Annotated in this window: 22 protein-coding genes; 9 read left to right on the top strand and 13 right to left on the bottom strand. The window is 67.8% G+C overall.

The features are described 5' to 3' along the window. Nucleotides 1–73: 73 nt before the first annotated feature. Nucleotides 74–985 carry an ABC transporter permease subunit gene (locus BLQ75_RS20615; RefSeq protein ID WP_092604326.1) on the bottom strand — a complete coding sequence of 304 codons (912 nt, stop codon included), beginning with the start codon at nucleotides 983–985 and terminating at the stop codon, nucleotides 74–76. Continuing rightward, entirely contained in the window at nucleotides 985–3,837 is a 2,853-nt protein-coding gene (locus BLQ75_RS20610; protein WP_244515802.1) for an alpha/beta fold hydrolase, read from the bottom strand. The genes BLQ75_RS20615 and BLQ75_RS20610 overlap by 1 nt, the downstream gene beginning before the upstream one ends. A 558-nt stretch (nucleotides 3,838–4,395) precedes the next feature. Between BLQ75_RS20610 and BLQ75_RS20605 the strand changes: the two genes are divergently transcribed. Beyond that, nucleotides 4,396–5,430, top strand: a complete 1,035-nt coding sequence (locus BLQ75_RS20605; RefSeq protein WP_092604325.1) for a TerC family protein — start codon at nucleotides 4,396–4,398, stop codon at nucleotides 5,428–5,430. Between the two features lie 159 nt (nucleotides 5,431–5,589). On the opposite strand, the gene BLQ75_RS20600 is transcribed toward BLQ75_RS20605, so the two are convergent. The 3 genes from BLQ75_RS20600 to BLQ75_RS20590 all read right to left on the bottom strand — a co-directional run bounded on the left by BLQ75_RS20600 (nucleotide 5,590) and on the right by BLQ75_RS20590 (nucleotide 8,210). Next, nucleotides 5,590–6,246 (bottom strand): RES family NAD+ phosphorylase, encoded by a 657-nt coding sequence (locus BLQ75_RS20600; protein WP_170837602.1) that lies wholly within the window; start codon nucleotides 6,244–6,246, stop codon nucleotides 5,590–5,592. A gap of 24 nt (nucleotides 6,247–6,270) precedes the next feature. Further along, nucleotides 6,271–6,855, bottom strand: coding sequence for a DNA-binding protein (locus tag BLQ75_RS20595; protein ID WP_092604324.1), 585 nt, complete (start codon nucleotides 6,853–6,855; stop codon nucleotides 6,271–6,273). Nucleotides 6,856–7,184: 329 nt separating this feature from the next. Next, nucleotides 7,185–8,210, bottom strand: a complete 1,026-nt coding sequence (locus BLQ75_RS20590) for a chitinase (RefSeq protein WP_092604323.1) — start codon at nucleotides 8,208–8,210, stop codon at nucleotides 7,185–7,187. A gap of 164 nt (nucleotides 8,211–8,374) precedes the next feature. Between BLQ75_RS20590 and BLQ75_RS20585 the strand changes: the two genes are divergently transcribed. From BLQ75_RS20585 to BLQ75_RS20565, 5 genes are all read left to right on the top strand, one after another. Next, nucleotides 8,375–10,039: a class I adenylate-forming enzyme family protein gene (locus tag BLQ75_RS20585; protein WP_092604322.1), complete on the top strand. Its 1,665-nt coding sequence runs from the start codon at nucleotides 8,375–8,377 to the stop codon at nucleotides 10,037–10,039. A gap of 28 nt (nucleotides 10,040–10,067) precedes the next feature. After that, nucleotides 10,068–10,823: an SDR family oxidoreductase gene (locus tag BLQ75_RS20580; protein ID WP_092604321.1), complete on the top strand. Its 756-nt coding sequence runs from the start codon at nucleotides 10,068–10,070 to the stop codon at nucleotides 10,821–10,823. Nucleotides 10,824–10,959: 136 nt separating this feature from the next. Then, entirely contained in the window at nucleotides 10,960–11,727 is a 768-nt protein-coding gene (locus BLQ75_RS20575) for an SDR family oxidoreductase (RefSeq protein WP_092604320.1), read from the top strand. A 200-nt stretch (nucleotides 11,728–11,927) separates the two neighbouring features. Further along, nucleotides 11,928–12,557, top strand: coding sequence for a TetR/AcrR family transcriptional regulator (locus BLQ75_RS20570; RefSeq protein ID WP_244515800.1), 630 nt, complete (start codon nucleotides 11,928–11,930; stop codon nucleotides 12,555–12,557). A gap of 310 nt (nucleotides 12,558–12,867) precedes the next feature. Next, nucleotides 12,868–13,854, top strand: coding sequence for an NADPH:quinone oxidoreductase family protein (locus tag BLQ75_RS20565; RefSeq protein ID WP_092604319.1), 987 nt, complete (start codon nucleotides 12,868–12,870; stop codon nucleotides 13,852–13,854). Nucleotides 13,855–13,997: 143 nt separating this feature from the next. Here BLQ75_RS20565 and BLQ75_RS20560 read toward each other — a convergent pair whose 3' ends face one another. The 4 genes from BLQ75_RS20560 to BLQ75_RS20545 form a co-directional block, all read right to left on the bottom strand. Next, nucleotides 13,998–14,450 carry a MaoC family dehydratase gene (locus tag BLQ75_RS20560; RefSeq protein ID WP_092604318.1) on the bottom strand — a complete coding sequence of 151 codons (453 nt, stop codon included), beginning with the start codon at nucleotides 14,448–14,450 and terminating at the stop codon, nucleotides 13,998–14,000. A 131-nt stretch (nucleotides 14,451–14,581) separates the two neighbouring features. Then, nucleotides 14,582–15,790, bottom strand: a complete 1,209-nt coding sequence (locus BLQ75_RS20555; protein ID WP_092604317.1) for an acyl-CoA dehydrogenase family protein — start codon at nucleotides 15,788–15,790, stop codon at nucleotides 14,582–14,584. After that, nucleotides 15,791–16,831, bottom strand: a complete 1,041-nt coding sequence (locus BLQ75_RS20550; protein ID WP_092604316.1) for a phosphotransferase family protein — start codon at nucleotides 16,829–16,831, stop codon at nucleotides 15,791–15,793. Nucleotides 16,832–16,833: 2 nt separating this feature from the next. Next, the gene (locus tag BLQ75_RS20545) at nucleotides 16,834–17,496 is read right to left on the bottom strand and encodes an HAD family hydrolase (protein WP_092604353.1); all 663 of its coding nucleotides are present in this window, start codon (nucleotides 17,494–17,496) and stop codon (nucleotides 16,834–16,836) included. A 409-nt stretch (nucleotides 17,497–17,905) separates the two neighbouring features. Between BLQ75_RS20545 and BLQ75_RS20540 the strand changes: the two genes are divergently transcribed. Next, entirely contained in the window at nucleotides 17,906–18,547 is a 642-nt protein-coding gene (locus BLQ75_RS20540; protein WP_170837601.1) for a cyclase, read from the top strand. 69 nt (nucleotides 18,548–18,616) lie between these two features. Here BLQ75_RS20540 and BLQ75_RS20535 read toward each other — a convergent pair whose 3' ends face one another. Then, a complete protein-coding gene (locus BLQ75_RS20535) occupies nucleotides 18,617–20,170 on the bottom strand; it encodes a GMC family oxidoreductase (protein WP_092604352.1) in 1,554 nt (517 codons plus the stop codon). Nucleotides 20,171–20,371: 201 nt separating this feature from the next. Next, nucleotides 20,372–21,919, bottom strand: a complete 1,548-nt coding sequence (locus tag BLQ75_RS20530) for an aldehyde dehydrogenase family protein (RefSeq protein WP_092604314.1) — start codon at nucleotides 21,917–21,919, stop codon at nucleotides 20,372–20,374. A gap of 468 nt (nucleotides 21,920–22,387) precedes the next feature. On the opposite strand from BLQ75_RS20530, the gene BLQ75_RS20525 reads away from it, so the two are divergent. Both BLQ75_RS20525 and BLQ75_RS20520 read left to right on the top strand, forming a co-directional pair. Next, nucleotides 22,388–22,999: a TetR/AcrR family transcriptional regulator gene (locus BLQ75_RS20525; RefSeq protein ID WP_092604351.1), complete on the top strand. Its 612-nt coding sequence runs from the start codon at nucleotides 22,388–22,390 to the stop codon at nucleotides 22,997–22,999. 233 nt (nucleotides 23,000–23,232) lie between these two features. Further along, nucleotides 23,233–24,267, top strand: a complete 1,035-nt coding sequence (locus BLQ75_RS20520; protein WP_244515798.1) for a coiled-coil domain-containing protein — start codon at nucleotides 23,233–23,235, stop codon at nucleotides 24,265–24,267. A gap of 602 nt (nucleotides 24,268–24,869) precedes the next feature. Here the strand turns inward: BLQ75_RS20520 and BLQ75_RS20515 are convergent. Both BLQ75_RS20515 and BLQ75_RS20510 read right to left on the bottom strand, forming a co-directional pair. Next, nucleotides 24,870–25,370 carry a SixA phosphatase family protein gene (locus BLQ75_RS20515; RefSeq protein WP_092604313.1) on the bottom strand — a complete coding sequence of 167 codons (501 nt, stop codon included), beginning with the start codon at nucleotides 25,368–25,370 and terminating at the stop codon, nucleotides 24,870–24,872. 97 nt (nucleotides 25,371–25,467) lie between these two features. After that, nucleotides 25,468–25,860: a DUF2237 family protein gene (locus tag BLQ75_RS20510; RefSeq protein ID WP_043571790.1), complete on the bottom strand. Its 393-nt coding sequence runs from the start codon at nucleotides 25,858–25,860 to the stop codon at nucleotides 25,468–25,470. Nucleotides 25,861–26,029: the final 169 nt, after the last annotated feature.

The following is a 26,029-nucleotide window of genomic DNA, read 5'->3' as shown; positions in this document are numbered from 1 at the left end:
CAAGGGGAGCGGGACGGCTTCCGCACACCGTGCGGACGACGCCGCGACCGGGATTTTCGACGATCCGATGGGATCAGCCGGTGATGTCGGCCCTGTGGAATCGCACCAGCGCGGCGGTGACGAACACCGCCGCGTAGGCGGTGGCGGACAGCGTGCCGCTCGCCATGTCGGTCCAGTCCACGTGGGTGTCCAGCAGGTCCGTCCACGCGGTGGCGTGGTGACTGGGGAGTAGGATGCGGAATCGGTCCAGGCGGGGGATCTCGTCCAGGATCTGCGAGAGGATCGAGACTCCCAGCGTCGCGCCCACCGCTGCCAGCGGGTTGTCGGTCATCACGCTGAACAGCAGCGCCAGGCTGGCCACCCAGGTCAGGTGAATCGCCAGGTAGCCGCAGATCGCCAGCAGAACCAGTACGTTCCACGGAGGGTGCAGCACTCCCTCGTGCGGCGTCCGCAGCCCGCCGCCGCCGTACCAGAGAGTGCCCAGCGCCAGCGCCGCACCGGTGAGCACGAGCAGGCTCAGGCAGGAAAGCAGGCCGGCGACCAGCCCTTTCTGCCGCAACAGCCGATGTCTGGGAACCGGGATGGCGACCAGGTAACGAAGGCTCGCCCAGGAGGACTCGCCCGCGATCGCGTCGCCGAAGAACAGTGCCACGAGCAGCACCAGCAGCAGGGGCGTGCACAGCAGCAGTGTGAACACCGCGAAGTTCGGTCCGGTGGTGGTGGCCAGATCACCGTAGTCCGTGGGTGGGGCCGAGGAGGGCTCGTCATCGCTCAGGGCGAAGGTGCCGATCAGCAGCAGCGGCAGCGCTACCAGGCACCCCAGCACCAACTTGCTGCGGCCGCGTGCCAGTTGCCTGCGGAGCTCCACGTTCAGCGGCAGGGTGCGGTTGGCACGGTAACCCGGCGCGCTGCCGTCGGCGGTTCGCTTCGTGGGTGTGGCCAGTTCAACGGCACGTTCGGTCGAGTGGTCCCGCTCGTGCTGCATCAGTGGTCCTCTCCGACCAGTTCCAGAAACGCGTCCTCGAGCTTGCGGTGAGGGCCCACGCGCTTGATGGAGATGTCGGAGGCGACCAGTACGTTGACCGCCGTCGCCGTCGAGTGCCCGGCGAGCTCGGCGTAGACCACCTCACCCACGGTCCGCACGCTGCCGATCCCCTCCAGACAGCGCAGGGTCCGTGCGGCGAGGTCCGGCTGATCGACGTGGAAGGCGATCAGCGATTCCCCCGCGGTGATCTCGTCCACCGTTCCGCCCGCCACCCGGCGTCCTTCGCGCATCACGATCACGTGTGTACAGGTCTGCTCGACCTCGCTGAGCAGGTGGCTCGACAGCAGGACGGTGCGCCCGGTCCTCGCGTACTCCCGGATCACCTCGCGCATCCGTTGCGTGTGCGCGGGGTCCAACGCGTTCATCGGCTCGTCGAGCACGAGCAGATCCGGCAGCCCCAGCATGGCCTGGGCCAGGGCCACCCGCTGCCGCATGCCCGGGCCGTAAGTACGCACCTTGCGGTCGGCCGCCGAACCCAGTGCGGCTATCCGCACCACTTCGTCCAGTCGTGCCTGCTCCATCGGCCTGCCGGTCGCTCGCCAGTAGCTGCGCAGGTTCTCCAGACCCGTCAGATGCGGCAGCAGGCCCGGCGACTCCACGAGGCCGCCCACGCGTGACAGCACGGGCGCGCTGGGTGCCACCAGGTGACCGAACAGGTGAATGCGGCCCGTGTCGGCTCTGGTCATGCCGAGCACCATGCGGAGCAGGCTGGTCTTGCCCGCGCCGTTCGGTCCGAGCAGCCCGACTACCTGACCGGTCTCGACCCGCAGTGACAGGTCGTGTATCGCGTCCGGGCGGCCGGGATAGGACTTGCTCACGTCCTCCACCGCGAGCGGGAGGTCGGCGAGTTCCGGGGTCGGTGGTTTTCGCCGTGACCGCTCGAACCGGATCGCCAGCACTCCGGCCACCACGAGCAACACCACGAACGCCGCGATACCGATCAGCGCACCCAGCGGAACCGAGGTCTCCTCGACCGGAGAGGCCGAGACCGAAGGCAGCGAGACGCTTTTCCCGCCGGCCAGGGCGACCCGATGAACCGCGGTGTCACGGGGGCCGGCGTAGGCGCCGTCGGTGGTGCTCACCCGCAGCTCCAGTCGGTGTCCTGGCTGGAGGGTGTGCATCGTGGCGGGGAGGGCGACGTCCACCTGAACCGCTGTTCCGTCCTCGGGCAACCGAGTCACCCGGAGCGGTGAGCTTCCGTCACCGACAGGAGCGCGGGAACCGTCGGGGCCGACGTCGAGCAGCCTGGCGAACAACACGGCCTGGGAATCGCCAGGCTGTCCGGGAACCGAGGCCACCGAGAGTCGGGTCCTCGGTAGTCCGGTGATCCGCGTGGCGCGTTCGACCTGTGCGGTTTCGAACACCGCGACCTGGGCCGAGCTGGTTCCTTGCCTGCTGAGCCGAGGGCTTCGGGGCGCCTCGACGGTTCCGACCGCTCGCTCTCCGGCGGCGGTGTTCCCGGAGGAGCTGGTGGTGTCCGCGCCGTTACCCGGCGGATTGATCACACTGGTGGGGGAGCCCCGCAACGGGAGCTCGAAGCGAGCCACCTCACCCGCCTCCAGGCCCGGATATCCGTCGGCCCGCCAAGTCGTCGGTGGGGAACGTTCCGAGGCGAGCCGGTCGACCAGTTGGTACTCGAATCCGATGTCCGGAGCGGGTGGGCGGGGGGAATCGGAGTCGTGCAGGTAGTGGGAGAACCAGTCCGCCACCTTTCCCCAGACGGAAGCTGGCAGCTCTTCGCGGTCACCGCCCTCCAGCCAGAGCATTCGCACCGTGCCGCCCGCCTCGTTGATCTGCCGTGCGTTCGCGTCGGCCTGTTCCAGGCCGAACAGCGTGCCGCGCTGACGCTGTACCAGCAGGGTGGGGATGTCGATGTTACTCGTCACGCTGCTGGGGGATGCCGCTTCGAGTAGGTCGAGCGTCTCTTGTCCGGCCTGCCCGGTTCGGGCCAGTTCGGTGTAGGCTCGGCACACCCTGATGGTGAGGTTTCCGCAGGTCAATGACTGATCACCTGTGTCTGGGGGCTCCTCGGGCGGGGGCGGTGCGGTCGACGAGGTGTCCGGTTTCGACGAGGTGTTCCGCTCTACCTGCGGGCGGGTGGCCATCCGGAACAGTGAGCGTGCCCACGCCCGGCGGAACACTCCCCGGTCCGCGTCACCGCCCCGCGCGGCTGTGGTGGTCGAGATCGGCTCGGTGGAGGCGTCATTGGGAAGCATCGCCGTGCGCAGGTCGTTGTAGGTCGTCAGCGGGGCGATCGCGTCGACTCGGTCGTCGTTGCCCGCCAGCAACATGCTCAGGGCGCCGCCGTAGGAGACTCCGCCGACCCCGACGAGCGGGTCGTCCTGGCCCTGGGTGGTGACCTCGGGTTGGCGGGCGAGCCAGTCCAGTATTCGGCGGGCGTCGGTCACTTCGTAGTCCGGTGCGTTCAGCGCGACCCTGCCGGTGCTGTGGCCGAAGCCCCGGGCCGAGTAGGTCAGCACGGTGAAGCCGCGCGCGGCCAGCCGCCGCGCCGGTACCGCGAGTTCGGTCTTGTCTCCGTCGAAGCCGTGCGCCAGCACCACTGCCGGGGCGGGGGTGCGTTCGGGGACGAAGAGCCTCAGGTCGAGTTGGACCCGTTTCCGCTGTCCCGGTCCGTCCAGCACGTCGATGCGCGCGTCCCGGGTGTCGACCCGGGGAGGGCTGTCGGCCGGATCCTGTTCGGAGAACCACATCGCGGTGGCTGCCACGATCAGGGCGACCAGCAGGATCGGCAGCAGCGCGAAGTTCGGGACATACCGGCGGGACGGGAACACGCGGGTGACTCTAGGGCAACGGATCGTTTCGCGGGGCAGCTCGATCGGCTACGAGCGAAAGAAGCTATGAATCGGATATCGGGACGCAATCGCATCGCGATGGGAATATTCCACACGGGCCGTCGCCGGGACGTTCCGGTGACGGGACGAGCCGTTCACCGGGGGACGAACCCCCGAGGAAGCGGCACCTCCTCCCACTGCCGCGGTGGGCATCGGCACGAGCGTCGCGCGACCCGCTAGGCGGATCGTCTCCCGCCTCGGGACATCCTCGTGCCAGCGCCCTCATTCAACCACTCGGTGGTGACTTTGGCCACAGTTGGTGTCGATGCGTCGCCTGTCGTCTTCCGGCTGACCGCCGTGGCACCCCGGATGGCGTCCGTTTTCGGGCGTGGGTGACAATTCACGAGGTTGTGGAGGGGAGTATTCCTGTCGCGACGGTGTCGTCATCACGGATCGATCTCCGGCTGGTCCGGCCGCTCGTTCCCGGTGCCGTCGGCCGGCTCAGTCGGTGGGAGAGACCTCCGGTCCCCGGCATCAGCCCTGTACCGGAGGTGATCGATGCGCGTCGGAACGAACGTGCTGACGGAAGCGACGCAGCGGAGTCAGCAGGACACTCTCGGTGTTCCCTGGTGGGTGTGGCTGGCGACCCTGGGCGGGCTGGCCGTGCTGTTGTTGCTGGACCTGGTGATCGTGGATCGCAAGCCCCACGAGGTCAAGGCCGGTGAGGCAGCGCGGTGGGTGGTCTTCTACGTCGCCTGCGCGATCCTGTTCGGCCTGGGAGTGTGGTGGTTCGGGGGCGATCACTTCGCGGTCGAGTACTTCACGGGTTACGTGGTGGAGTACTCGCTGAGTGTGGACAATCTGTTCATCTTCATGGTGATCATGTCCAGTTTCGCGGTCCCCTCGATCCACCAGCACCGGGTGCTGCTCATCGGCATCGTGCTCGCACTGCTGTTCCGAGGTCTGTTCATCGCCATCGGTGCTCAGTTGATCTCCCGCTTCGTGTGGGTGTTCTTCGTCTTCGGCGCCTTTCTGCTCTGGACGGCGATCAGCATGCTCCGCGACAAGGGGGAGAGCGAGGAGGCGGAGAACGCGGTCGTGCGGTGGGTTCGCAAGGCCTACCCGGTTACCGAACAGTTCCACGGCACCAGGATGTCGGTCAAGGTCGAGGGCAAGCGCTGGTTGACACCGATGTTCATCGTGATCGTGGCGATCGGCAGCGCCGATGTCATGTTCGCCGTGGACTCGATTCCCGCGATCTTCGGGATCACGCAGGAGCCCTTCCTGGTGTTCGCCGCCAACGCCTTCGCGTTGATGGGGCTGCGCCAGCTGTACTTCCTGCTCGGCGATCTCGTGGACAGGCTGGTCTACCTGTCCGTCGGGCTCTCGGTGATCCTGGCGTTCATCGGGTTCAAGTTGGTCGTGCACGCGCTGCACGAGTACGCGCTGATCCCCCATTGGTTCGAGATAGGCAACTTCCTGTCCCTCGGTGTGATCGCCTTCGTGCTGTTCGTAACCGCCGTGGCCAGTCTGCTCAAGTCCCGGCGGCAGCAGCGGGATGCCGTGAACACGGAGAACGCCGGGACGAGCTGAGTGCTCCCGGCGTGGTTCGCGCGTTTTGGCGGGCGGGTCGTCGGTGAACGCGCCCCGTGGGACCCGCCGGCCAGGGCTCGCCGGTTTCCGGGACTTGTCGCCGCTAGGTGTGCGCGGTACGTGAGTGATGCGGTCCGGTGAACAGCCGGCGCCGACGTTCTAGCTCAGCAAAGTGTAGCCGAGCTCCCCGCACACGCGTCCGAGCGGCAGGTCGAGGCCGGAGTGCTCCAGCGGCAGCAACAGGTCGGGGGCCTCCGGCAGCACCGTCGCGGCCGGTGGGTCCCACAGGCACACCGATGGTTGGCCCGCGTCCATCGAGGACCGGTACCAGAGCCCGTCCAGCTCCGGGTAGGCCGCCCGGATGGAGCGGGCCCAGGACTGGGTGCGTTCCTTGGTCCCGTTACTGATCGCTTGGGAGGCGCCGGCCCTGGTCGGCCACAGTCCGGAGAGGTCGAGCAGCCGGACCGTCCGACGTGGCCGGAATATCACCAGCTGTGGAGCCCGGGTTCTGCGGTCTACTGTGGACGTAGCTTGGAATACCTCGGCGATACAGGTCTGCACCGCCAGCGAGAAGTACAGCACACCGTGCTCCCGCGTGACGGTGGGTCCACCCTGCGGGGTCGGTGGGTGCGGATCGAACCTCGCGTGCGGCAGCGGACCGGCGTAGCGGAAACTGTTCCACTGCTGTGGGTGATTACCGCCCGAAGCGAAGATTCGCACGAGGCGGGTACCGGCGGGAAGCGCGACGACGTCCTCGGTACGGCGAAGTATCGCCTGCAGCACCGCGGGGGCGGGCGGCTGTGGTAGCCGAGCCATTCGTGGTCCTGTGTCCGTCGGCGACTAGGCGGGAGTTCCGATGACCGAGGCCAGTTCGGCGACCCGCTGCGGGTTGCCGCGCGCCATGAGCCAGTCACGCGGGCTCACGGGGCGGTCGCCCAGTTCCAGGTCCTCCTGCGGAGTGGTCATGAAGTTGGCCAGGACCAGGGCGGGTTGATCACTCGGCATGGCGGCCAGCACCGTTTCCAGCCCGGGTAGTACGTCGTCCTCGGTGAACTGCCAGGCAGGCAGTCGCCAGCCCCCGCGGTCCTTCCAGCCGATCAGCCTCCTGGAGGCCACGCGGTGCCTGATGCGGCTGCTGTCCACTCCTACGAGTTCCGCGGCCTGCCCCACCGACAGCGCGGTGTCGCGCAGCACGGTCTGCTCCGCCACCGCGCGGGCCCGGGGGTCGGTCTCCCGCTCGTCCAGGGGTGACAGGTCCAGGCCGGTTTCGGTGAGCGCGGCCTGTTCCGATTCGTCGAAGTGCGCGCTGGGGTCAGCCTCCGGCGGCGTGAGCCTCTTGGCCGCGTCCTCGACCAGTACGAGGAATTCGTGCGCGGTCACCTTCAAACCGGCTCTGGCGAGCACGGTCTCCAGCGCGACTGTCATGGTCCCAGCTTAACCGCTGAGCGCGAGATTGTGTGCGCCAGCGTGCGGGTTACCAGAAGAATCACATTCAGTAGTTAATATATCGCTTTGTGTAATCAATCCTCGAAAAGGCGCAGAAAAGTGGACGACTTTCCACCGATCGCGGCTTCGGGTCGTCCACTTTCAGCGGGACACCGTGTCCGGGAATGTGTTGGAGGGATCGCGAACCCGCTTCGAGCGGATGGCGGTCGTGCGGTCGCTGTTCCGTGGCCACGGGCCCGTGCCGGGCTCGGTCGCGCCGGTGTGTCTGGGCGGATATCGCCTTCACGGGCCCGCGTCCGCCGCGAAGGTCAGGGCAGGGTGTCCAGGTGTGCGCCGACCGTGTCGGAGAAGGCGGTGCCGTTGCTGACGTCCCAGTTGATCGACCAGGTCATCACGCCGCTGATCGACGGGTGGGGTCGCTCGGGGGTGAACCTGCCGCAGTTGGTCGCCGAGGCCAGGCAGTCCAGGGCGTCGGTCACCACCGAGGGCGCGACGTGGCCACTGCCCGCTGCGGAGGGGGACGCGGGCAGTCCCAGTGCGACCTGGTCGGGGCGGAGCTTGTCCAGCAGGATGCACGCCTGGGCGGTGATGAAGTCCACCGATCCCTGGCTGTAGACCCGCTGGTCACAACCGAGCATCGAACCCGAGTTGTAGTACTGGGTGTGCACCGTGGTGATGATGTCGCTGAGGTTGTCGATCAGTTGCATGTACGAGCCGCCTGGCTGTACGTACAACGTCTGCGGCGCCATGGTCAGCAGGAAGTCCTGACCGAAGTGGGCCCGGAGCTGACGTACGGCGCTGGTGAGTCCGGCGGTGTCGAAACTGTGTTCCAGGTCGATGTCGAGGCCGTTCAGGCCGTAGTCCTCGATGATCGCGGTCATCGAGTCCACGAAGTTGTTCACACGTCGCTCGGTGCTCAGGTTCAGCGAACCCTTGGCGCCGCCGATGGACATCACGAAATCGGTGCCCTGGCTCTGCTTCGCGGCGATGTCGGCCTTGAGCTCCGCGTCGGAGTAACCGCCCAGTGCCGCGGAGAGTTCCGGATCGACGTTGAACTTCACGGCGCCCGGCCGGGTAGCGTCCGACTGCGCGAACGCGAGCGCGACCAGGTCGTAGTTGTCCGGGACATCGTTCACGCGCAGCGGCTCGGCGTTGTTGACGAAGTTCTGCCAGTAGCCGGTCAGCTGGTGTTCGGGCAACGCGGCGCTGCCGGCGGTGGTGCTCGGGCGGGTTTCGTTCTCTCCGTTGTCGGGTGCCGCCGCGACCGGGCCCACGCCCATGGTCAGGGGGACGGCGATCGCGGCTATGGCGGCGGTGATGCGGCGGATGTGCATCGGAACCTCCGGCGTTGCGGGTCGAGTAACCGAAGTTGGACTAGACCAATGGATCTCGTCAAGAGTCGTTCGGTTTTCCGCCGAGTTCCGGGGGTGGGTTGACGTGGGCGGGTGTAATCAGTCTACTGGGCGTACCGACTGGTCGGTCTTGCGGAGGTGTGTTCATGTCCAGTGTCTATGACCAACGCCCCTGGCTGGATCGCTACGCCGAGAACGAGCCCGCCGACATCACGCCGCCGTACGAGGACATGCTGTCCGTCCTGGCGGACACTCGTTCGCGGTTTCCCGAGCGGGTCGCGCTGACCTACTTCGGCACCGAGATCACTTATCGTGAGCTGGACGAGCTCGCCAACGGCGTGGCCCACCACCTCGTCGACAAGGGGTTCGGTGGCGGAGACCGCCTCGCGGTGTACCTGCAGAACGTTCCCCAGTTCGCCGTCGCCGTGCTGGCCGGCTGGAAGCTGGGTGGCATCGTGGTTCCGCTCAATCCCATGTACCGCTCCCACGAACTGACCACCGTCCTGGGAGACGCCCAACCCGTCGCCGTGGTCTCCTCGGAGCGGGGGTGGCACGACGTGCTGGGGGAAGTGGCCTCCGCCAACGGCGTCACGGTCGCGCTCACCACCAGTGAGCTGGACCTGGCCGCCGAACACGAGGGAACCCCGCTGTGTTCGCTGGAGCGCGACCGCCCGGAGGAGACCGACGACCTCCTGGAAACGGCGGCCGCCCGGCGTACGGCCACACCACCGGCCATCCGGGTGCACCCGGACGACATAGCACTGCTGACCTACACTTCGGGAACCGGCGGCGCCCCGAAGGGAGCGACGAACACCCACCGCAACCTCAGCTTCAACACACAGGCGTTCACGCGGCGCGCGGGAAGCGAAGAGGGCAGCGGTATGATCGCCCTGGCACCGCTGTTCCACATAACCGGCCTGGTGTGTCAGTTCGGCGCGGTGCTGGCGCTGGGAGGCCGTCTCGACCTCGTCTACCGATTCGAGCCGTCGGTGGTGCTGCGGGCCCTGCGCCGGTGGCGGCCGCGGTACATGATCGGCCCGTCCACGGCCTACACGGCGCTGATGAACCACCCCGAGGTCAGCGCCGACGACTTCCGGTCGTTCGAACAGGTCTACGCGGGTGGTGCGCCGCTGCCTTCGGCCATGGTCGAGCGCTTCCGCGCGGAGTTCGGCCTCTACATCCGCAACGGCTACGGGCTCACCGAGACCACGGCCACGGCGACCTCCGTGCCACCACACCTGGAGGCACCGGTGGACGAGGAGACCGGAACGATCAGCGTCGGTGTCCCGACGTTCAACTGCGTCCTGCGCGTGGTGGACGACGACGGAGTGGATCTCCCGGTGCGGTCGGTAGGCGAGATCGTCGTGGAGGGACCGATGGTGGTGCCTTCCTACTGGAACCGGCCGGAGCAGACCGAGGTGGCGCTGCCGGAGGGCAGACTGCACACCGGGGACGTGGGGTTCATGGACGAACAGGGCTGGTTCTACGTCGTCGACCGGAAGAAGGACATGATCAACGCTTCCGGGTTCAAGATCTGGCCGAGAGAGGTCGAGGACGTGCTCTACTCCCACCCTTCCGTCCGGGAAGCGGCCGTGGTGGGAGTGCCCGACTCCTACCGGGGTGAGACGGTCCGGGCCTACGTCAGCCTGGTTCCCGGGCGAACCGCGACGGCCGAGGAACTCGCCGAACACTGTAAGCAGCGGTTGGCGGCCTACAAGTACCCGCGCGAGGTGGAACTGCTCGAAGAGCTGCCCAAGACCGCCACCGGCAAGATCCTCCGGCGGCGGCTTCGGGACGAGGCGCGTGGCTGAACGACGAACGACAACGGAGAGGAAACGCATGAGCAAGCGGTTCGACGGTCGAGTGGCGATCGTCACCGGAGCCAGTAGGGGAATCGGTTTCGGCATCGCGCAGCGGTTGGTGTCGGAGGGGGCGAAGGTGTGCCTCACCGCCCGCAAGCCCGAATCCCTGGAAGAGGCGGTCGAGAGTCTCGGGGGCGCCGAGCACGCGCTCGCCGTGGCGGGCAAGGCCGACGACGCCGAGCACCAGGCCGATGCGGTCAGCCGCACCCTGGAGACCTTCGGGCGAGTGGACATGCTGGTCAACAACACCGGCATCAATCCCGCTTACGGACCGCTGATCGAACTCGACCACGGCATAGCCCGCAAGACCTTCGAGGTCAACGTGCTGGCCTCGTTGGCGTGGACGCAGCTGGTCCACCGCGAGTGGATGTCGACCAACGGCGGAGCGGTGCTCAACGTCACCTCGCTGGCGGGGTCGAACCCGGCTCCCGGGATCGGTTACTACGGAGCCACCAAGGCGATGCTCAGCCACATCACCCGTGAACTGGCCGTCGAACTCGGTCCGGGGGTGCGGGTGAACGCGGTCGCCCCCGCCGTGGTCAAAACGCAGTTCGCCACCGCGCTCTACCAGGACAACGAGGACGAGGTGGCGGGGCAGTACCCGATGCGCAGGTTGGGGGTTCCCTCCGACATCGCCGGGGCCGCCGCCTATCTGCTCTCGGACGAGGCTTCCTGGGTCACCGGCCAGATCCTGACCCTGGACGGCGGGGTGTCACTCACCGGAGGGATGTGAGTCCGCCGACGGACGTGAGGCGAGGTGACGGTGGCCGTTCGTGTCGCCGCCGCCGGGTGCTCGGTGCCGGACCTCGTCCGGTGCCGGCGCCCCGCTCGCCAGTCGGTTTCGTAACAACAGGGACAGGAGGTCCGTCATGCGGCTCGCCGGCTCCGTGGCCGTGATCACCGGTGCGGGTAACGGTATAGGCGCTTCCATGGGGCGTGAGTTCGCCTCGCGGGGCGCGAGCGTGGTCGTCAACGACATCGACGCCGAGGCGGCGCGAGACGTGGCCGCTGAGATCGGCGGCACCGCCGTGCCGGGCGACGCCGCCAGCGACTCGGGGGCGCGTGAGCTCGTCGAGGGGGCATTGGAGGCCCACGGCAGGATAGATCTGTTCTGCGCCAACGCCGGTGTCGCCACCGCCGGTGGTCCGGAAGCCCCGGACGAGGACTGGGACCGGGCGTGGCAGCTCAACGTCATGTCGCACGTGCGGGCGGCGCGGGCGGTGCTGCCGCACTGGCTGGAGACCGGTGGTGGACACTTTCTGGCCACGGTCTCGGCGGCGGGGTTGCTCACCATGCTCGGTGCCGCGCCCTACTCGGTCACCAAGCACGCCTCCCTCGGCTTCGCCGAGTGGTTGTCGGTGACCTACGGCGATCGCGGAATCGCGGTGCAGGCGTTGTGCCCGCAGGGAGTGCGGACCGGCATGCTCGCCAACAGCGGCGGAACCGGTCGGCGACTGCTCGACGCCGATGCCGTCGAGCCCGCGGAGGTCGCGGAGATGGTCGCCGATTCGCTGGGTGGTGAGTTCCTGATCCTGCCGCACCCAGAGGTGGCCAAGCGCTACGCACAGCGTGCGAGTGATCCGGACCGCTGGTTGGCCGGGATGCGTTCGCTGCGCGGCCAGCTCGAGCAGTCCTGAACCCCGGATGGTTTCGACGGGGCATCGGGAGCGGGGCTCGGCCGGCCCGGGGGACGGGACGGGGCGTGAACCCCCATGCGGCCGGAACCGAGAGCCGGGCCGGAGCCGCCGCGCCCGCGACGGGCCTGTCGAGTTGAGCAGTGGGGACCGACCGGTCGGTACCCTGGGGTGCCGAGTGGCACCAGTCATGGGAGGAAGAGATGGCACCGAGCTCGTTCACCGAGGAAAGCGGCACCGCCGAGCGAACGGAACGCAGCGGTCAGGAGCCGGTGCCGCAGCGGTTGCTGAGCGCGGCCACCCGGCTGTTCGCCGAGCAGGGCTTCGAGACGACCTCGGTGCAGCAGATCGTGGACGCGGCAGGCGTCACGAAGGGGGCCATGTACCACTACTTCGGCTCCAAGGACGACCTGCTCTACGAGATCTACGCTCGCGTGCTGCGGGTTCAGATGGCCCGGATGGAGCAGGCCGCGGACAGCTCGGAATCCGTCGAGCGGCGACTCAGGGCGGTGGCCGCGGACGTCGTGGTGACCACGGTCGCTTACCTGGACGACACCGTGATCTTCTTCCGCTCCATGCACCTGCTGCACCCGGACAAGCAGGCCGAGGTGCGTGCGCAACGCCGGCGCTATCACGAAAGGGTGAGGCAACTGATCGAGGAGGGGCAACGGGCCGGAGTGTTCCGCACTGACCGTTCCCCCGAACTCGTGGTGGATTTCTTCTTCGGCGCCGTGCACCACCTGGGCACCTGGTACCGCAGGGACGGGCCGATGAGTGGGCAGCAGGTGGGCGAGCAGTTCGCCGATCTGCTGCTGGACGCACTGCGACCCTGAGTCCGGGGCCGCTTCCGGAAGTGGCAGTACGGCTGCGGCATACCGACCGGTCGGTGCCTCGGTTCTGGCAGCGGCGTCCGACACGCGGCGTGGGGGCCGTGCGTTCAGGACACCCGGCCCGTATCGCCACCGGTGGCTTCGCGTCGTCGCGAGGACTCCCGCATCGGCTCCAGCCGGGCAGCGCCCCTGCCCGCGGGCGAGCTCGATGTCGAACGACGGTCCACCTGGAACCGTTTCGCAGGCGGTTCCAGGAGTTCCGACCATCCCTCCCGGTCGTTTCCGACCGGGGGCAACACTGGAGGTGTGATCAGTGCAGTCACTCAGAGTCTCAGAGCTGGGCGATCCACGCGACGTGCTCGAGCTCGTCGAGTCACCCACCCCGGAGCCGGGGCCCGACCAGGTGCTGGTCCGGGTCTCCGCCTGCCCGGTCAACTTTCCCGACGCGTTGATGTGTCGGGGTCAGTACCAGGTCAAACCGGAGATGCCTTTCACTCCGGGCGTCGAGCTCTGTGGTGAGATCGTCGAGGTCGGTTCCGGGGTCACTGGGCTGGGAACGGGTGAACGGGTCATCGGGGCCGGTGCCGTCCCCGCCGGCGGGTTCGCCGAGTACGCCCTCATGGATGCCGCGCGTACCTTCCCCGCACCCGCTGCCCTTTCCGACGCCGAGGCCGCCTCGTTGTTCATCGGGTACCAGACCGGATGGTTCGGCCTGCACCGACGTGCCGCGCTGCGGGAAGGGGAGACGCTGCTCGTGCACGCCGCCTCCGGTGGCGTGGGCAGCGCCGCGATACAGCTCGGAAAGGCGGCCGGAGCCACCGTGATCGGCGTCGTAGGAGGCCCGGAGAAGGCCGAGGTGGCCCGCGAGCTCGGGGCCGACGTGGTCGTGGACCGGCACACCGAGGACTTCGTGAGCGTGGTCAAGGAGAGGACCGGTGGAAGAGGGGCCGACGTGATCTACGATCCGGTCGGCGGTGAGACCTACGAGCGCTCCACCAAGTGCGTCGCCTTCGAGGGGCGCATCCTGATCGTCGGGTTCGCCGGTGGCACCATCCCCACCCCGGGACTGAACCACGCGTTGATCAAGAACTACTCGATCGTGGGGCTGCACTGGGGGCTCTACAACGAGCGTGACCCCGCTGCCGTCCGCCGGGCCCACGACGAGCTGTGCCGGATGGCGGACACGGGGGGAGTGTCGCCACTGGTCAGCGAGCGAGTCGCCCTCTCGGAACTGCCCGGGGCCACCCAACGAGTCGCCGACGGGCACACCGTCGGGAGGGTGGTCTACGTCAACGCGTGAGCGCTCCGACCGGGACCGTTCCCGGCCGGACGGCTTCCACCCCCAGGGGCGGAAGCCGTCCGGGGCGCTGGTCGTCCGTGCCGGGGACCGCCCCGGCACCGTCCCGGTTCCCAGTGGGGACCACCGGGGCCTCGGACGGGTGATCAGAACATCACGCGAGAGAGCACCTCGGCGACGCAGGCCGGTTTCTCCTCGCCGTCTATCTCCACCGTGGTGCTCATGGTGAGTTGCAGCGCGTCACCGGATTCGGCGACGTCGGCGAGGCGGGAGTGCGCGCGCACGCGGCTGTTCACCTTGACCGGACTCGGGAAACGAACCTTGTTCAATCCGTAGTTGATCACCATGCGAGCTCCCCGCACACCGTAGATCTCGGCGTTGAGCGCGCTGAGCATGCTCAGAGTCAGGAAACCGTGTGCGATCGTGGTTCCGAACGGGCCGGCCGCCGCCCGTTCGGAATCGACATGGATCCACTGGTGATCCCCCGTCGCCTCGGCGAACTTGTCGATCATCTCCTGGGTGACCGTCCACCACTGGCTGCTTCCGAGATCGGTGCCGTTGGCGGCGTGCAGTTCCTCGGCACTGCTGAACACGGGCATGTTCGGCTCCTCCTGATCGTTTCCTGCTGTGGTTCCGGCGGGCACGACGGCACGGCCACACGCGGTGCCGCCGCGTTCCCCGCGTCGGGGTGCTCTCCGTCGGGAGCGTGTTTCGAGAGGGACGTGATCGGTCACCGGTACCGCTTGAGTTCGCGGCGCGCCAGCGAGCGGCGGTGCACCTCGTCCGGGCCGTCGACCAGGTGCAGCGTCCTGGCGTGCGCGTACAGGTTGGCCAGCGGGGTGTCCTGGCTGACCCCGGCACCCCCGTGCGCCTGAATGGCACGGTCGATCACGGTGGTCGCCATCTCCGGTACGGCCACCTTGATCGCTTGGATCTCGGTGTGCGCACCTTGGTTGCCGACGGTGTCCATCAACCAGGCCGTTTTCAGCACCAGCAGGCGGACCGACTCGATCCGCACCCGGGCCTCGGCGATCCAGTGCTGGACCACGCCCTGGTCGGCCAGCGGACGTCCGAACGCCTCGCGATCGGTGACCCGACGGCACATCAGCTCCAGTGCGCGCTCGGCCATGCCGATGGCCCGCATGCAGTGGTGGATGCGTCCCGGCCCCAACCTGGCCTGGGCGATGGCGAAGCCCTCGCCCTCCCCGGAGATGATGTTGGCCGCCGGGACTCGGACCTCGTTGAAGTCGATCTCGGCGTGGCCGCCGTGGTCACCGTCGGTGTAGCCGAACACGTGCATGCCGCGCCGGATCTGGACTCCCGGAGTGTCCACCGGAACGAGGATCATGCTCTGCTGCCGGTGCCGCTCGGCCTCCGGGTCCGTCTTGCCCATGACGATCAGCACGCGGCAGTTCGGGTTCATCGCCCCGGACGACCACCACTTGCGTCCGGTGATGACGTACTCGTCGCCCTCCCTGCGGATGCGAGTGGCGATGTTGTTCGCGTCCGAGGAGGCGACGTCGGGTTCGGTCATGCAGAACGCGGAGCGGATCTCGCCGCGCAGCAGCGGTTCCAACCACTCCTCGCGCTGCCGTTGGTCGCCGAACATGGCGAGTACTTCCATGTTTCCCGTGTCCGGAGCCGCACAGTTCATGGCGGGCGGGGCCAGGTGCGGGCTACGCCCCGTGATCTCGGCGAGCGGGGCGTACTGCAGATTGGTCAGTCCGGCACCGTGGTCGCCGGGCAGGAACAGGTTCCAGAGGCCGCGGCTACGTGCCTCCCGCTTGAGGTCCTCGACGACCGGTGGCACCGACCAGGGGTCGTCGCTCCCGCTCGTCTGCCGCTCGAATTCCTCCTCGGCCGGGTGAATGTGGCTGTCCATGAAGGAATTGATCTCCGAGCGGAGGCTCTCGGTCCGCTCATCAAAAGTGAAATCCATTCATTTCTCCGGAATGTTCGCGAGTCCCTGCTCGATCAACGGTTCGACCAGTGCTCCGACGTGTTCGAAGCCTTCGCCGACGGTCTGGTTCTGCGTGAACCGGTAGTGGATTCCCTCCAGGATCACCGCGATCTTGAAGAACCCGAAAGCCACGTACCAGTCGAGTTCGGAGGTGTCGATCCGGTTGAGCTCGGCGTAGTGCCGCAACATCTCGCGCGCACCGGGGAAGCCGAATTCCGGTCCCACCCCCTTGGCGACGGGGTTGTCCGCTATTCCGCTGAAGCCCTCCCAGTAGACGACCAGCAGTCCCAGGTCGGTGAGTGGATCACCGAGCGTGGCCATCTCCCAGTCCAGCACCGCCCGAATGTCGCAGTTCTGGTCGACCAGCACGTTGTCCAACCTGTAGTCACCGTGCACGATCGCGACCCTGCCGTTCGTGGGTACTCCCGCGGCCAGTCGGTCCCGCAGTTCGGTGACCCCGCGCAGTTCCCGCTGCTGTGAGGCGGCCAGCTGTTTGCTCCAGCGGCGGAGCTGACGCTCCAGGAAGCCGTCGGGCTTGCCGAAGTCGCCGAGTCCGACCGAGTCGGGGTCCACCGCGTGCAGCCGCGCCAGGACTTCGACCAGTCGCATCGCCAGGTCCCGGCGCTGTTCGGTGCTCAGCTCCCGGGTCTGCTCCTCACTGCGGTAGGCCGTACCGGCGACCAGGTCCATGATGAAGAACGGCGCGCCGAGCACCTGCTCGTCCTCGCAGAGCAGGTAGGTGCGCGGCACCGGTACGTCGGTGTCGGCCAGCGCGCTGAGCACCCGGTACTCGCGGCTCATGTCGTGCGCGGTGGCCAGCACGTGTCCCAGTGGTGGGCGCCGCAGCACCCAGCGCCGTGTACCGTCGCCGATCACGTAGGTGAGGTTGGAGCGTCCGCCCTGGATCAGCTCTCCGGACAGTTCGCCGTCGACCAGGCCGGGGTGTTCCCGCTCCAGGTAGGCGCGCAGCCGGTCGAGGTCCAGCCCCGGCGGTGGCTGTGCTGTCGTGCCGTCGGCCATGCTCACTCCTGTTGGTCGGCGTTGTCGAGGTCGGGGACGAGCTCGGTGAGCCGGGCGCGGGTGCTTGTCGCGTCCCGGTGCAGGATCGTGCGCATGCCGAGCTCCTCGGCGGTGGCGACGTTGGCCCTGACGTCGTCGACGAACAGTGCCCGCTCGGGTGCCACCTCCAGTCGTTCCAGCGTCAGTCGATAGATCCTGGGGTCCGGTTTGCGCATACCGATCTCGCCCGAGACGACCACGTGGTCGAACATTCCGCTCAGTCGTCGCCACGGATAGCTGTTGCCCCAGCTGTTGGACAGCAGGCCCGTTCGCCTGCCCGAGCGGCGCAGCGTCGTGACCAGCCGCATCATCTCCTCGTCCGGTTGCATGAACGAGAACATCCGGGAGAGCAGGCCCTCGGCCGCGACCGGACGTCCGTCATGCCGCCGCAGTCGCTCGGCGAGTATCCTGTCGAACTCCTCCAGGGGAAGCTCGCCCGTCTCGAGCCGGTGGATCGGGGTGTTCTCCGGGGCGTCGTGCCCGACCCACTCCTTCAGGACGGCGGAGAAGCTCTCCGGCCGGATCCCCTCGGCGCGTGTCCAGGACTCGACGGCAGTCCGTCCCGGTGTGGTCAGCACTCCGCCGTAGTCGAAGACCACGGTGGTTATGGCGGGTTCCGTCCGCATGGTGCGGAGCATACCGACTAGCCGGTATGCTGACCAGAGCGCAGCCTCAACGAAGTGTTCCGTCGTGTCGAGGGTAGCGACTTCGGAACGTGGCCTCATCCGATGTCTCGGTAACGTGGATCACACGCGAACGGGGGAAAAACGAAGATCCCTCGAATGGCGGAGTATGTGAACTGTGCGTGTTGACTATCCGCTGAAAGTGTGACTCCGCTCGGCGGGTTACTGCTGTTTTTCGGCGAAATCTTTTCTTTGGGGTTATCACGAGTCGTATTTTGTTTCGGATCTGTCTTTCGATGGATGTGGGAAGCGTTATTGACGAAAAGGCCTACTGGTCGGTAGATACTTTGGTTGCCGCGCGGTATTCCAGACGGAATCCACGTGTTCGACAACAATTTTCGAGGTGGTACCAATGGCAACGTCGATTCGTTCGGGCGGAGCGCGCTTATTGGCGGCGGCTGCTTTCGCCATCGCCCCCGTGGTGGCTTTCGCCCAGCCCGCCGCTGCGGAAAGCTTCTCGCACAACTTCGAGTGCTCCGGCGAGTCCCCGCTCGGCGCGCAGGAATTCAGCTACCAGCAGGATTCGGAGGTCACGGCTCCGGCCAGTGTCGCTCCGGGCGAGCAGTTCCAGATCGTCATCGATCCGGCCGTCAACACCGTGCCCACGGAGGTCAACGGTTTCGGAGTGGAGCAGATCGGCGACCTGGACCTCAAGCTGCCGATCCCGGAGAACTCCACCCACGTCTCGACCACCCAGAGCGGTGGCTCCAACCTCGGCAGTCCGGCACCCACGATCGACGTCAGCGACGGGATCGCCACGCTGCACGTTTCCGGGCCGATTTCCGGTGGGGCGGAGTTCGAGCTGCCCACCGTGACCGCCACGCTGCAGGCGGGCGATTCCGGTGCGATCGAGACCCACCTCTACGGTGACAGCTACGACAATCCGGGACTCACGTTCAACGCACAGGTCTCCTCGATTCTCGGAAGCATCGACGTCCCCACTAGTTGCTATCCGTCCCCCAACCCTGTGCTGACCACCACTGACATCAGCTGACACGAAAAAACTGGAGGGCTTTCCGCGGAAAGCCCTCCAGTTTCGTTTCCGGTCGGACCGGAAGTGGCGTCAGGCGGCGTCCTCCTTGAGCATGTCGGAACATTTCTCGCCGATCGCCATGGTGGTGATGTTCGGGTTGACCGCCACCAGGAAGGGCATCGCCGACGCGTCGGCCACCCGCAGACCGTGCACGCCCTTCACCCGCAGCCGGGCGTCCAACGGCGCGTTCGGGTCGTCCCCCATCGGAACCGAGGCCGCCGGGTGGTACACCGTGTTGTGCGTGGCACGGAGATAGTCGGCGATCTCGTCGTCGGAGCGCACGTCCGGGCCGGGGTGCAGCTCGGCCCCCGCCCACTCGCGCATCGCGGGCTGTCCCACGATCTCGCGTGCCAGCTTGATGCCGTGAGTCATCACCCGGATGTCGTGCGGATCCGTGAAGTACCGGGGGTCCACGGCCGGCTTGTCCCGGAAGTCCCTGCTGCGCAGCCGCACCGTTCCCACCGAGCGACTCCGCGTCACGTTCGGCGTCAGGCAGAACCCGTTCTCGGTGCTGGGGTAGCCCTGGCGCACGGTGTGCATGTCGAACGGCACCGAACCGAAGTGGAACATCAGGTCGGGCCGGTCCAGCCCGGGCTCGGTGGTCGTGAAGATGCCGATCTCCCACCACTGGGTGGAGTCCCGCACCATGGGTTTGGCCGCGTCCCAGCCGATGACTCCCTCGGGGTGGTCCTGCAGATTGGACCCCACTCCGGGTGAGTCGACCAGCACGTCCACCCCGACCGAACGCAGGTGCTCGGCCGGACCGATACCGGACAGCATCAGCAGTTTCGGGGTGTCGATGGCCCCGGAGCTCAGCACGACCTCCCGGCGGGCGGTGACCCGCTTGGTTCGGAGGCCGTCGGGGGCCAGGTAGTCCACGCCGGTGGCGCGGTTCCCGTCGAAGACCACCTGCTTCGCCCTGGCGTCGGTACGCACGTGCAGGTTCGGGCGATTGCCCATGATCGGATGCAGGTACGACACCGAGGAGGACGCCCGCGTGCCGTCCTCGCGGGCGTTGATCTGGAACCAGTTGGCACCGTGGGTGACCGTCCGGCCGGAGTTGAACTCCGTGATCGGGATGCCGGTCTGCTCACAGGCCCGCAGCAGCGCACTGCCGCAGGGGTCGTGCGGCGGGACGTTGCGTAGCCGCACGGGCCCCTCGTGGCCGTGGTGCTCTCCCGGCGACTCGTTGTTCTCCAACCTGCGGTACAGCGGGAAGACGTCCGCGGCGCCCCAGCCCGTGGCACCCATCGACTCCCACTCGTCGAGGTCCTCGGCCGGAGCCCAGAAGGCGATGCAGGAGTTGTGCGAGGAGCAGCCGCCGAGCACCTTCGCCCGTGCGTGCCGCATGAACGAGTTGCCGCTCTCCTGCGGCTCGATCGGGTAGTCCCAGTCGAAGCCGGACTCCAACAGCGACATCCACTGCTTCAGCTCCAGGACCTCGCGCTTGTCCTCGTCGGTGGGGCCCGCTTCCAGCAGGCACACCGTGACCTCCGGATCCTCCGACAGTCGTGCGGCGAGTGCGGCACCTCCACTGCCGCCACCCACGACGACGTAGTCGAAAGCGGTCGCCTCATCGCTCATCATTGCTCTCCTGTTCTGTGCGCGCCGCCGTGGTTCCTCCGGGGCGGAACAGCCGCGGAAGGCCCGGAACTCACCGGTGGGCCCTCGGCGGGCAGCGCCACGGGCGTCGGCGTCGGGACTCGAAGTGGTTGCGGGCCGGCGGGCGAACCGTGGGCTCGCGGTCCGTTGTTCGCCCGCCGGGGGCAGAGGCCTGGCCGGACCTCACGCGTTCGATTCAGGTCCGGCGAACCAGTACTGCGGACCGGGGCGGAGGTTCTGGTAGACGTGCTTGGCCTCCTGGTACTCCCGGAGTCCGCCGCCGCCGAGCTCCCGCCCGATGCCGGACTGCTTGAAACCGCCCCACTCGGCCTGTGGCAGGTAGGGGTGGAAGTCGTTGATCCACACGGTGCCGTGCCGCAGTTTCCCGGCCACTCGCTGCGCCTTGCTCACGTCCGAGGTGAACACCGCACCGGCCAGTCCGTAGTGCGTCTCGTTCGCGATGCGCACGGCGTCGTTCTCGTCGTGGAACCGTTCCACGGTCAGTACCGGACCGAAGGATTCCTCGGTCACGGCGGTCGAACCCTGCCGCACCTCGTCGAGCACGGTGGGAAGGTAGAAGTAACCGGACTCCAGCTCGGTGTCCTTCGGCCGTGCTCCGCCGGTGCGCAGCACCGCCCCTTCCGCGGTCGAACGCGCCACGTAGTCCTCGACCTTGGCGCGGTGCTCGGCCGAGATCAACGGTCCGGTCTCGGCCGTCTCGTCGAAGGGGCCGCCGAGCTTGATCAGTTCGGCGCGCCGCACGATCTCGTCGACCAGGGCGTCATGGATCTCGTCCTGCACGATCAGCCGGGCGCCCGCGGAGCAGACCTGGCCGGAGTGCAGGAAGATGGCGGTCAACGCGTAGTCCACGGCGGTCTCGAAGTCCGCGTCGGCGAACACGACGTTCGGGTTCTTCCCGCCCAGTTCGAGGGCGACTCGTTTCACGGTCGCGGCAGCCGAGGCGGCGATGATCCGTCCGGTCTGCAGGCCGCCGGTGAACGAGACCAGGTCGACGTCGGGGTGCTCGGCCAGCGGCGCCCCGGTCTCGGCACCGCTGCCGAGTACCAGGTTGCCCACTCCCGCCGGCATTCCCGCCTCCCGGAGGGCGCGCATCAGCAGCATCGCGGTGCTCGGGGTCAGTTCGCTCGGCTTGAGCACGAAGGTGTTGCCCGCCGCGAGCGCGGGAGCGACCTTCCAGGCCACCTGCAGCAGCGGGAAGTTCCAAGGAGTGATCAGGCCGCACACGCCGACGGGTTCGTAGTCGACCCTGCTGATGGCCTCGGTGGAGCCGGTGTTGACGACGTGTCCGGCGTCGGTTCCGGCGATCTTGCCGTAGTAGCGGAAGCACGCGGCGATGTCGTCCATGTCGTAACCGCTTTCGACCAGCCGCTTGCCGGTGTCCAGCGATTCGGCCCGTGCGAACTCCTCCCGGTCGCGCACCAGGATGTCGCTCACCCGAAGCAGCAGGTCCCCGCGTTCCCAGGGTGAGGTCGCCGACCACGTTCCCTCGTCGAAAGCGGTCCTGGCCGCCGCGATCGCACGCTCGGTGTCGGTGCGATCCCCCTCCGAGACCGTGATGACCGGGGAGCCGTCGGCGGGGCAGCGGATCTCGCGGGTTCCCCCGGCCGAGGCCGCCTGCCACACACCATCGATGAACAGGGTTCCCGAGGCCTTCGGATCTCCTGTTCGTGTGCTGACCGACTCGTTCGGCGGGGCGTGGGTCTGCGACATAGTGAGTTTCCCTGTCGAGGCTGCTTACTTGTTCACCGGACCGTGCTTCACCCGGCCGCCGGGACCCGTGGGGGAACGCCGGGCGGAGTCATCGGATCGGGCGGGGCCCGACCGTCGCGTGTCCGTCGCGCCGGGATCGGCGGGCAGTTCTCGTCGTGGTGCGATTGTCCGGTGCGGTCACCGTTCTCGTGGTAGTGCGTCCGGCGGACCGGGCGGCACGTGTCTCGACGACTGCCGGGGCCAGACTCTAGCAGTTTTTGTGTACAGATGTACACATACTTGTTCCGCCGGTGGGCCGGTTCATCTTTGACAGGGTCATGACCAGGCAATAAGTGGATTTCGTGAGGTAGGTCGCATCGCTTCCCCCGCGGTTCGTGGCAAGGTGTGGATCGCTCGAAGGGTTGGAACCGCCGAGGTGTTCCGGCGGCACCGGCTGTGATCGAACCGACGGAGGGCGCACGACAGGCGATGACCACGACGGACTCCGAGTCGCTCCGCACGGCGGCCGATGAGCGGCGGGGCAGGAACGGCGGCTCGCGCAAGGACCCGGGGCGGCGGGAACGGATCGCCAGGGCGGCGATCAGCGTTGTCGCCGAACGTGGCATCGAGAAGGTCACCCATCGTGCCGTGGCCGCCGCCGCGGGCGTTCCGCTCGGCTCCACCACCTACCACTTCGCCACACTGGACGACCTGCTCGCGATGGCGCTGCGCCAGGCGGCCCAGGACAACGTCGCGGAGCTGCGCGAGTGGGCGGAGGGAATGGACTCCGGTGTCGATCTGCCCGCGTTGCTGACCGACCTGGTGTTGCGCTATCTCGGCCCCGAGCGGAAACGTACCGTGGTGGAGCACGAACTCTACGTCGCCGCGCTGCACCGACCGGCTCTGCGTTCCGCCAGCACCGAGTGGGACGCGGCGTTGCGGGACCTTTTCACCGCCTACACCGACGAGGTGTCGGGCAAGATGCTCGCGGCCGTGTTCTGTGGTCTGCTGTGGCAGGGGGTCGTTCGCGAACCGCTACCCGATCGCGATGAGATCGAGATGATCTTCCGGCGTGCCGTCGACGGCAACTGTTCCGACTGATCCGGTTGCCTCGTATTGTCCGACACGACATCGGAGGGTTACTCGTTTTTTCGTCCCGGCCGTTGATTGTGTCGCTCGTTGGTGTGGACAATGTCCGGAAGCGATTCGTTCGACACCGTGTGCACAGTGCGATGTGAACCGTCCGTGGTTCAGTCGACCGGCGGACATCGCGGGACGCATTTCGGGTGTACAACGGAAACTGCCGCGTCGGGGGCGTGGCTCGCTCCAACCGCATGCAACCACTGAGTGATCAGGGATGGGGTGAGACCGTGGGGCACAATGACAGCCGTGAGCTCGTGCCGCTGAAGTCGGACTTCGATGTCGTGTGGCGAGGATTCCGACGTTCACAGGTGCAGTTCTACATTCAGCAGACCGAGGCCGAGGTCCGGATGCTGACCGAGGACCGCGATTCCGCGCTCAGTCAGGTCTCGGATCTCAACGCGCAGCTCGAACAGGCGCGTGCCGAGATCGACTCGCTGCGCAGGCAACTGGACGACGTCTGCCGTACACCGGTCGAGGAAACGGCGCTCTCGGACCGGTTACGTCGGATGGTGCAACTCGCCAACGACGAGGCCGCCGAGATCATCGCCTCGGCCCGCGCGACCGCCGAGCACGAGTGGTCGCGTTCGGAGCAGGCCGCTTCCGAGCTGCGTGCCAGGTACGAGAGCCTGGTGGCCGAGGCCGACGAGTGGCGTCAGCAGGCGCAGGACCAGCGACAGCAGGCCCTGGAACAGACCAGTCGTGAGATCGAGCGAATGGCCGACGAGGCCGAGCAGCACCGACGCAGGCTGGACCGGGAGGCCGAACAGCGACGCAACGAGATCGAGCGCGACTTCGAGATCTCGATGGCGGCACGTCGCCAGGAGGCCATGCGGGAACTGGCCGAACGTGACCGCGCCAGCAGGCAGGAGGCAGAGCGTCGGATCAGTGAGGCGGCGGCCGAGGCGGAACGGCGGACCAAGCGGGCCAACGAGCAGGTCGAGGCCATGCGGGCGCTGCGCCGCAACATGGCCGAGCAGGTCAGAGCGGGGCAGCAACTGCTCAACGAGGCGGAGCCGTTCCTGGCCGCTTCGATGAACGGGACAGAGTCCGAGCAGGCCGATGCCTACGCCCTGGTGGGAACCGAGGAGGACACCTCGGAAGAAGTCCGGGACGAACCGGTGGAACTGCCCAGGCAGCGTGCGGTCGCCCAGGACTCGGATGCTCCGGCGGACGAGGAGGACACGGTGCTGTCCGGTGTTTCCGGCACGCAGGGCGGGACGAGCTGAGCGGTCCAGTACCCGCCCGCCGCGGAACAGCCCTTCCGGGCTGTCCCGACGGGGTGATGCCGGGCCCTCGTGAGGAAAGCCGGTGTGATGACTCGGCTCGCACGGTGTGCGGTGCCCGCTCGCGGTACTTCCGGAACGGGCACCGGGCACGTGCGACCAGCGGTGCGATCGGTGTTCGGCTGCCGTGCTCGGATGCCGGGGTGTGCTCGCCGGTGCGTTCGGTGAGCCCGCCCCGGCGGATTCGGAGCTGTCGATGTTTCGAGGGGCGCGTGCTCAACGGCCGGAACGGTCCTGGTGCGCCGGTTCGTGCTCGGAACCGGGGACAGGGCGAGCACGCCGCGGTGCAGCGAGGGTGCGGAAGGGAGCGGCGAGCGCGTGTCGCCGACGGGACACCGTCGCGGATCGACCGTTCCACACCTGGGTGAGGCCGGTACGGGGCGATACCGTCCTCGTGTCGAGGAACTGCCCCGCCACCACCTCTCGCGGTGACCCGGAACGGCCACCGCGTCGGTGGGACGACGTTCGATGCGATGGCTCGCCCGCCGACCCGATGACCGGCGGCCCCGGACGCAGGGCTCGGCTTCGCTGGGCGCGGTGGTGGCTCAGGACGTTTCCGATCGCCGCGGTGTCACGTGCGTCTCCAGCCGGGCCCAGCCTCCGCTCGCCTCGCTCCACTCGCCGGAGGCGCGCAGCACGGCGATGCCCGATGTCTTGAGCTCGACGGCCGTGCCGCTCAGCAGTGCGACCAGTTCCTCCAGCCCGGGGTTGTGCGCGATCAGCAGCGCGAGGTGGTCCCCGGCGGGGAGGTCGCGCACCACCTCGAGCAGCTCCCCGGCTCCAGCGCCGTAGAGCCGAGGGTCGTGTTCGACCCTCGGGGGCCCCGTGAGCTCCGGAAGCAGCAGTTCTCCGGTCTGCCGTGCCCGCGTCGCCGTGGAGCAGCGAACGAGGTCGACAGGCTTTTCGTGCTCGCGCAGCCATTCACCCGCCAACGGGGCCTCGTTCCGACCACGGGCGGCGAGCGGTCGATCGTGGTCGGCACCTGCGACGGTGCGATCCGACTTGGCGTGCCGGACCAGGACGAGTCCGCGTGATCGGTCCCGCATCGTTCGGTGCTCCCTTCCAGGTCGAGGGACCTTCGAGTGCCCGTGCGCGACGGCCGTTGTGGGCGTGGCCTCCCCGGGCCTCCCGCTTGCGTGGGACTCAGCTCAACGCGCTCGGGTCCGCGGGGACGTCGACGGCGTGCTCGCGCAGTACCTCCAACGCGACGACCTCGACGGCGCGTTCGTGCGTGGCCGCCAGTACGACGGGAGGGGCCACCCCGGCGCGGTACGCTTCCAGCCAACGGGAGGCGCAGACGCACCAGCGGTCGCCCGGCTGCAGGCCGGGGAAGCCGAACTGGGGCAGCGCGGCCGTGAGGTCGTTGCCCGACTCGCGTTGCTGTTCCAGGAACTCCTTGGTGACCACCGCGCACACCGAGTGGTTTCCGGTGTCCTCCGGTCCGCTCGCGCAGCAACCGTCACGGTAGAAGCCGGTCAGGGGATCGGTTCCGCACTCTTCGAGGGGCTCGCCGAGGACGTTGCGCTCGTTGCTCATACCCCCAGGATGGCAGCCGGTGCGACATGGATCACCGGCGCTTCGGAACTCTGGCGGCGGGGGATAGGCTTGTCGCGGTGTGGTTCGGACCTCGTTGCCGCCGTTCCGTGGCGACGTGTTTTCGACGCGGCGGGCACAATTGAATACAGCGAGTGACGTATCGGCTCGC

This window comes from Actinopolyspora xinjiangensis, assembly GCF_900104475.1.
GTDB classification, from domain to species: Bacteria; Actinomycetota; Actinomycetes; order Mycobacteriales; family Pseudonocardiaceae; genus Actinopolyspora; species Actinopolyspora xinjiangensis.
The sequence above is the reverse complement of the archived record's forward strand: the minus strand, read 5'-3'. Positions and strand labels throughout refer to the sequence as shown.

What these genes read in the sequence shown, in the direction of transcription:
- BLQ75_RS20575 (WP_092604320.1), top strand. Translation starts at nt 10,960, where the DNA reads ATGCGGCTCGCCGGCTCCGTGGCCGTGATCACCGGTGCGGGTAACGGT.
- BLQ75_RS20600 (WP_170837602.1), bottom strand. Translation starts at nt 6,246, where the DNA reads ATGGCTCGGCTACCACAGCCGCCCGCCCCCGCGGTGCTGCAGGCGATA.
- BLQ75_RS20590 (WP_092604323.1), bottom strand. Translation starts at nt 8,210, where the DNA reads ATGCACATCCGCCGCATCACCGCCGCCATAGCCGCGATCGCCGTCCCC.
- BLQ75_RS20615 (WP_092604326.1), bottom strand. Translation starts at nt 985, where the DNA reads ATGCAGCACGAGCGGGACCACTCGACCGAACGTGCCGTTGAACTGGCC.
- BLQ75_RS20530 (WP_092604314.1), bottom strand. Translation starts at nt 21,919, where the DNA reads ATGTCGCAGACCCACGCCCCGCCGAACGAGTCGGTCAGCACACGAACA.
- BLQ75_RS20585 (WP_092604322.1), top strand. Translation starts at nt 8,375, where the DNA reads ATGTCCAGTGTCTATGACCAACGCCCCTGGCTGGATCGCTACGCCGAG.
- BLQ75_RS20555 (WP_092604317.1), bottom strand. Translation starts at nt 15,790, where the DNA reads ATGGATTTCACTTTTGATGAGCGGACCGAGAGCCTCCGCTCGGAGATC.
- BLQ75_RS20580 (WP_092604321.1), top strand. Translation starts at nt 10,068, where the DNA reads ATGAGCAAGCGGTTCGACGGTCGAGTGGCGATCGTCACCGGAGCCAGT.
- BLQ75_RS20525 (WP_092604351.1), top strand. Translation starts at nt 22,388, where the DNA reads ATGACCACGACGGACTCCGAGTCGCTCCGCACGGCGGCCGATGAGCGG.
- BLQ75_RS20550 (WP_092604316.1), bottom strand. Translation starts at nt 16,831, where the DNA reads ATGGCCGACGGCACGACAGCACAGCCACCGCCGGGGCTGGACCTCGAC.
- BLQ75_RS20535 (WP_092604352.1), bottom strand. Translation starts at nt 20,170, where the DNA reads ATGAGCGATGAGGCGACCGCTTTCGACTACGTCGTCGTGGGTGGCGGC.
- BLQ75_RS20570 (WP_244515800.1), top strand. Translation starts at nt 11,928, where the DNA reads ATGGCACCGAGCTCGTTCACCGAGGAAAGCGGCACCGCCGAGCGAACG.
- BLQ75_RS20595 (WP_092604324.1), bottom strand. Translation starts at nt 6,855, where the DNA reads ATGACAGTCGCGCTGGAGACCGTGCTCGCCAGAGCCGGTTTGAAGGTG.
- BLQ75_RS20560 (WP_092604318.1), bottom strand. Translation starts at nt 14,450, where the DNA reads ATGCCCGTGTTCAGCAGTGCCGAGGAACTGCACGCCGCCAACGGCACC.
- BLQ75_RS20515 (WP_092604313.1), bottom strand. Translation starts at nt 25,370, where the DNA reads ATGCGGGACCGATCACGCGGACTCGTCCTGGTCCGGCACGCCAAGTCG.
- BLQ75_RS20510 (WP_043571790.1), bottom strand. Translation starts at nt 25,860, where the DNA reads ATGAGCAACGAGCGCAACGTCCTCGGCGAGCCCCTCGAAGAGTGCGGA.
- BLQ75_RS20545 (WP_092604353.1), bottom strand. Translation starts at nt 17,496, where the DNA reads ATGCGGACGGAACCCGCCATAACCACCGTGGTCTTCGACTACGGCGGA.
- BLQ75_RS20540 (WP_170837601.1), top strand. Translation starts at nt 17,906, where the DNA reads ATGGCAACGTCGATTCGTTCGGGCGGAGCGCGCTTATTGGCGGCGGCT.
- BLQ75_RS20520 (WP_244515798.1), top strand. Translation starts at nt 23,233, where the DNA reads ATGCAACCACTGAGTGATCAGGGATGGGGTGAGACCGTGGGGCACAAT.
- BLQ75_RS20605 (WP_092604325.1), top strand. Translation starts at nt 4,396, where the DNA reads ATGCGCGTCGGAACGAACGTGCTGACGGAAGCGACGCAGCGGAGTCAG.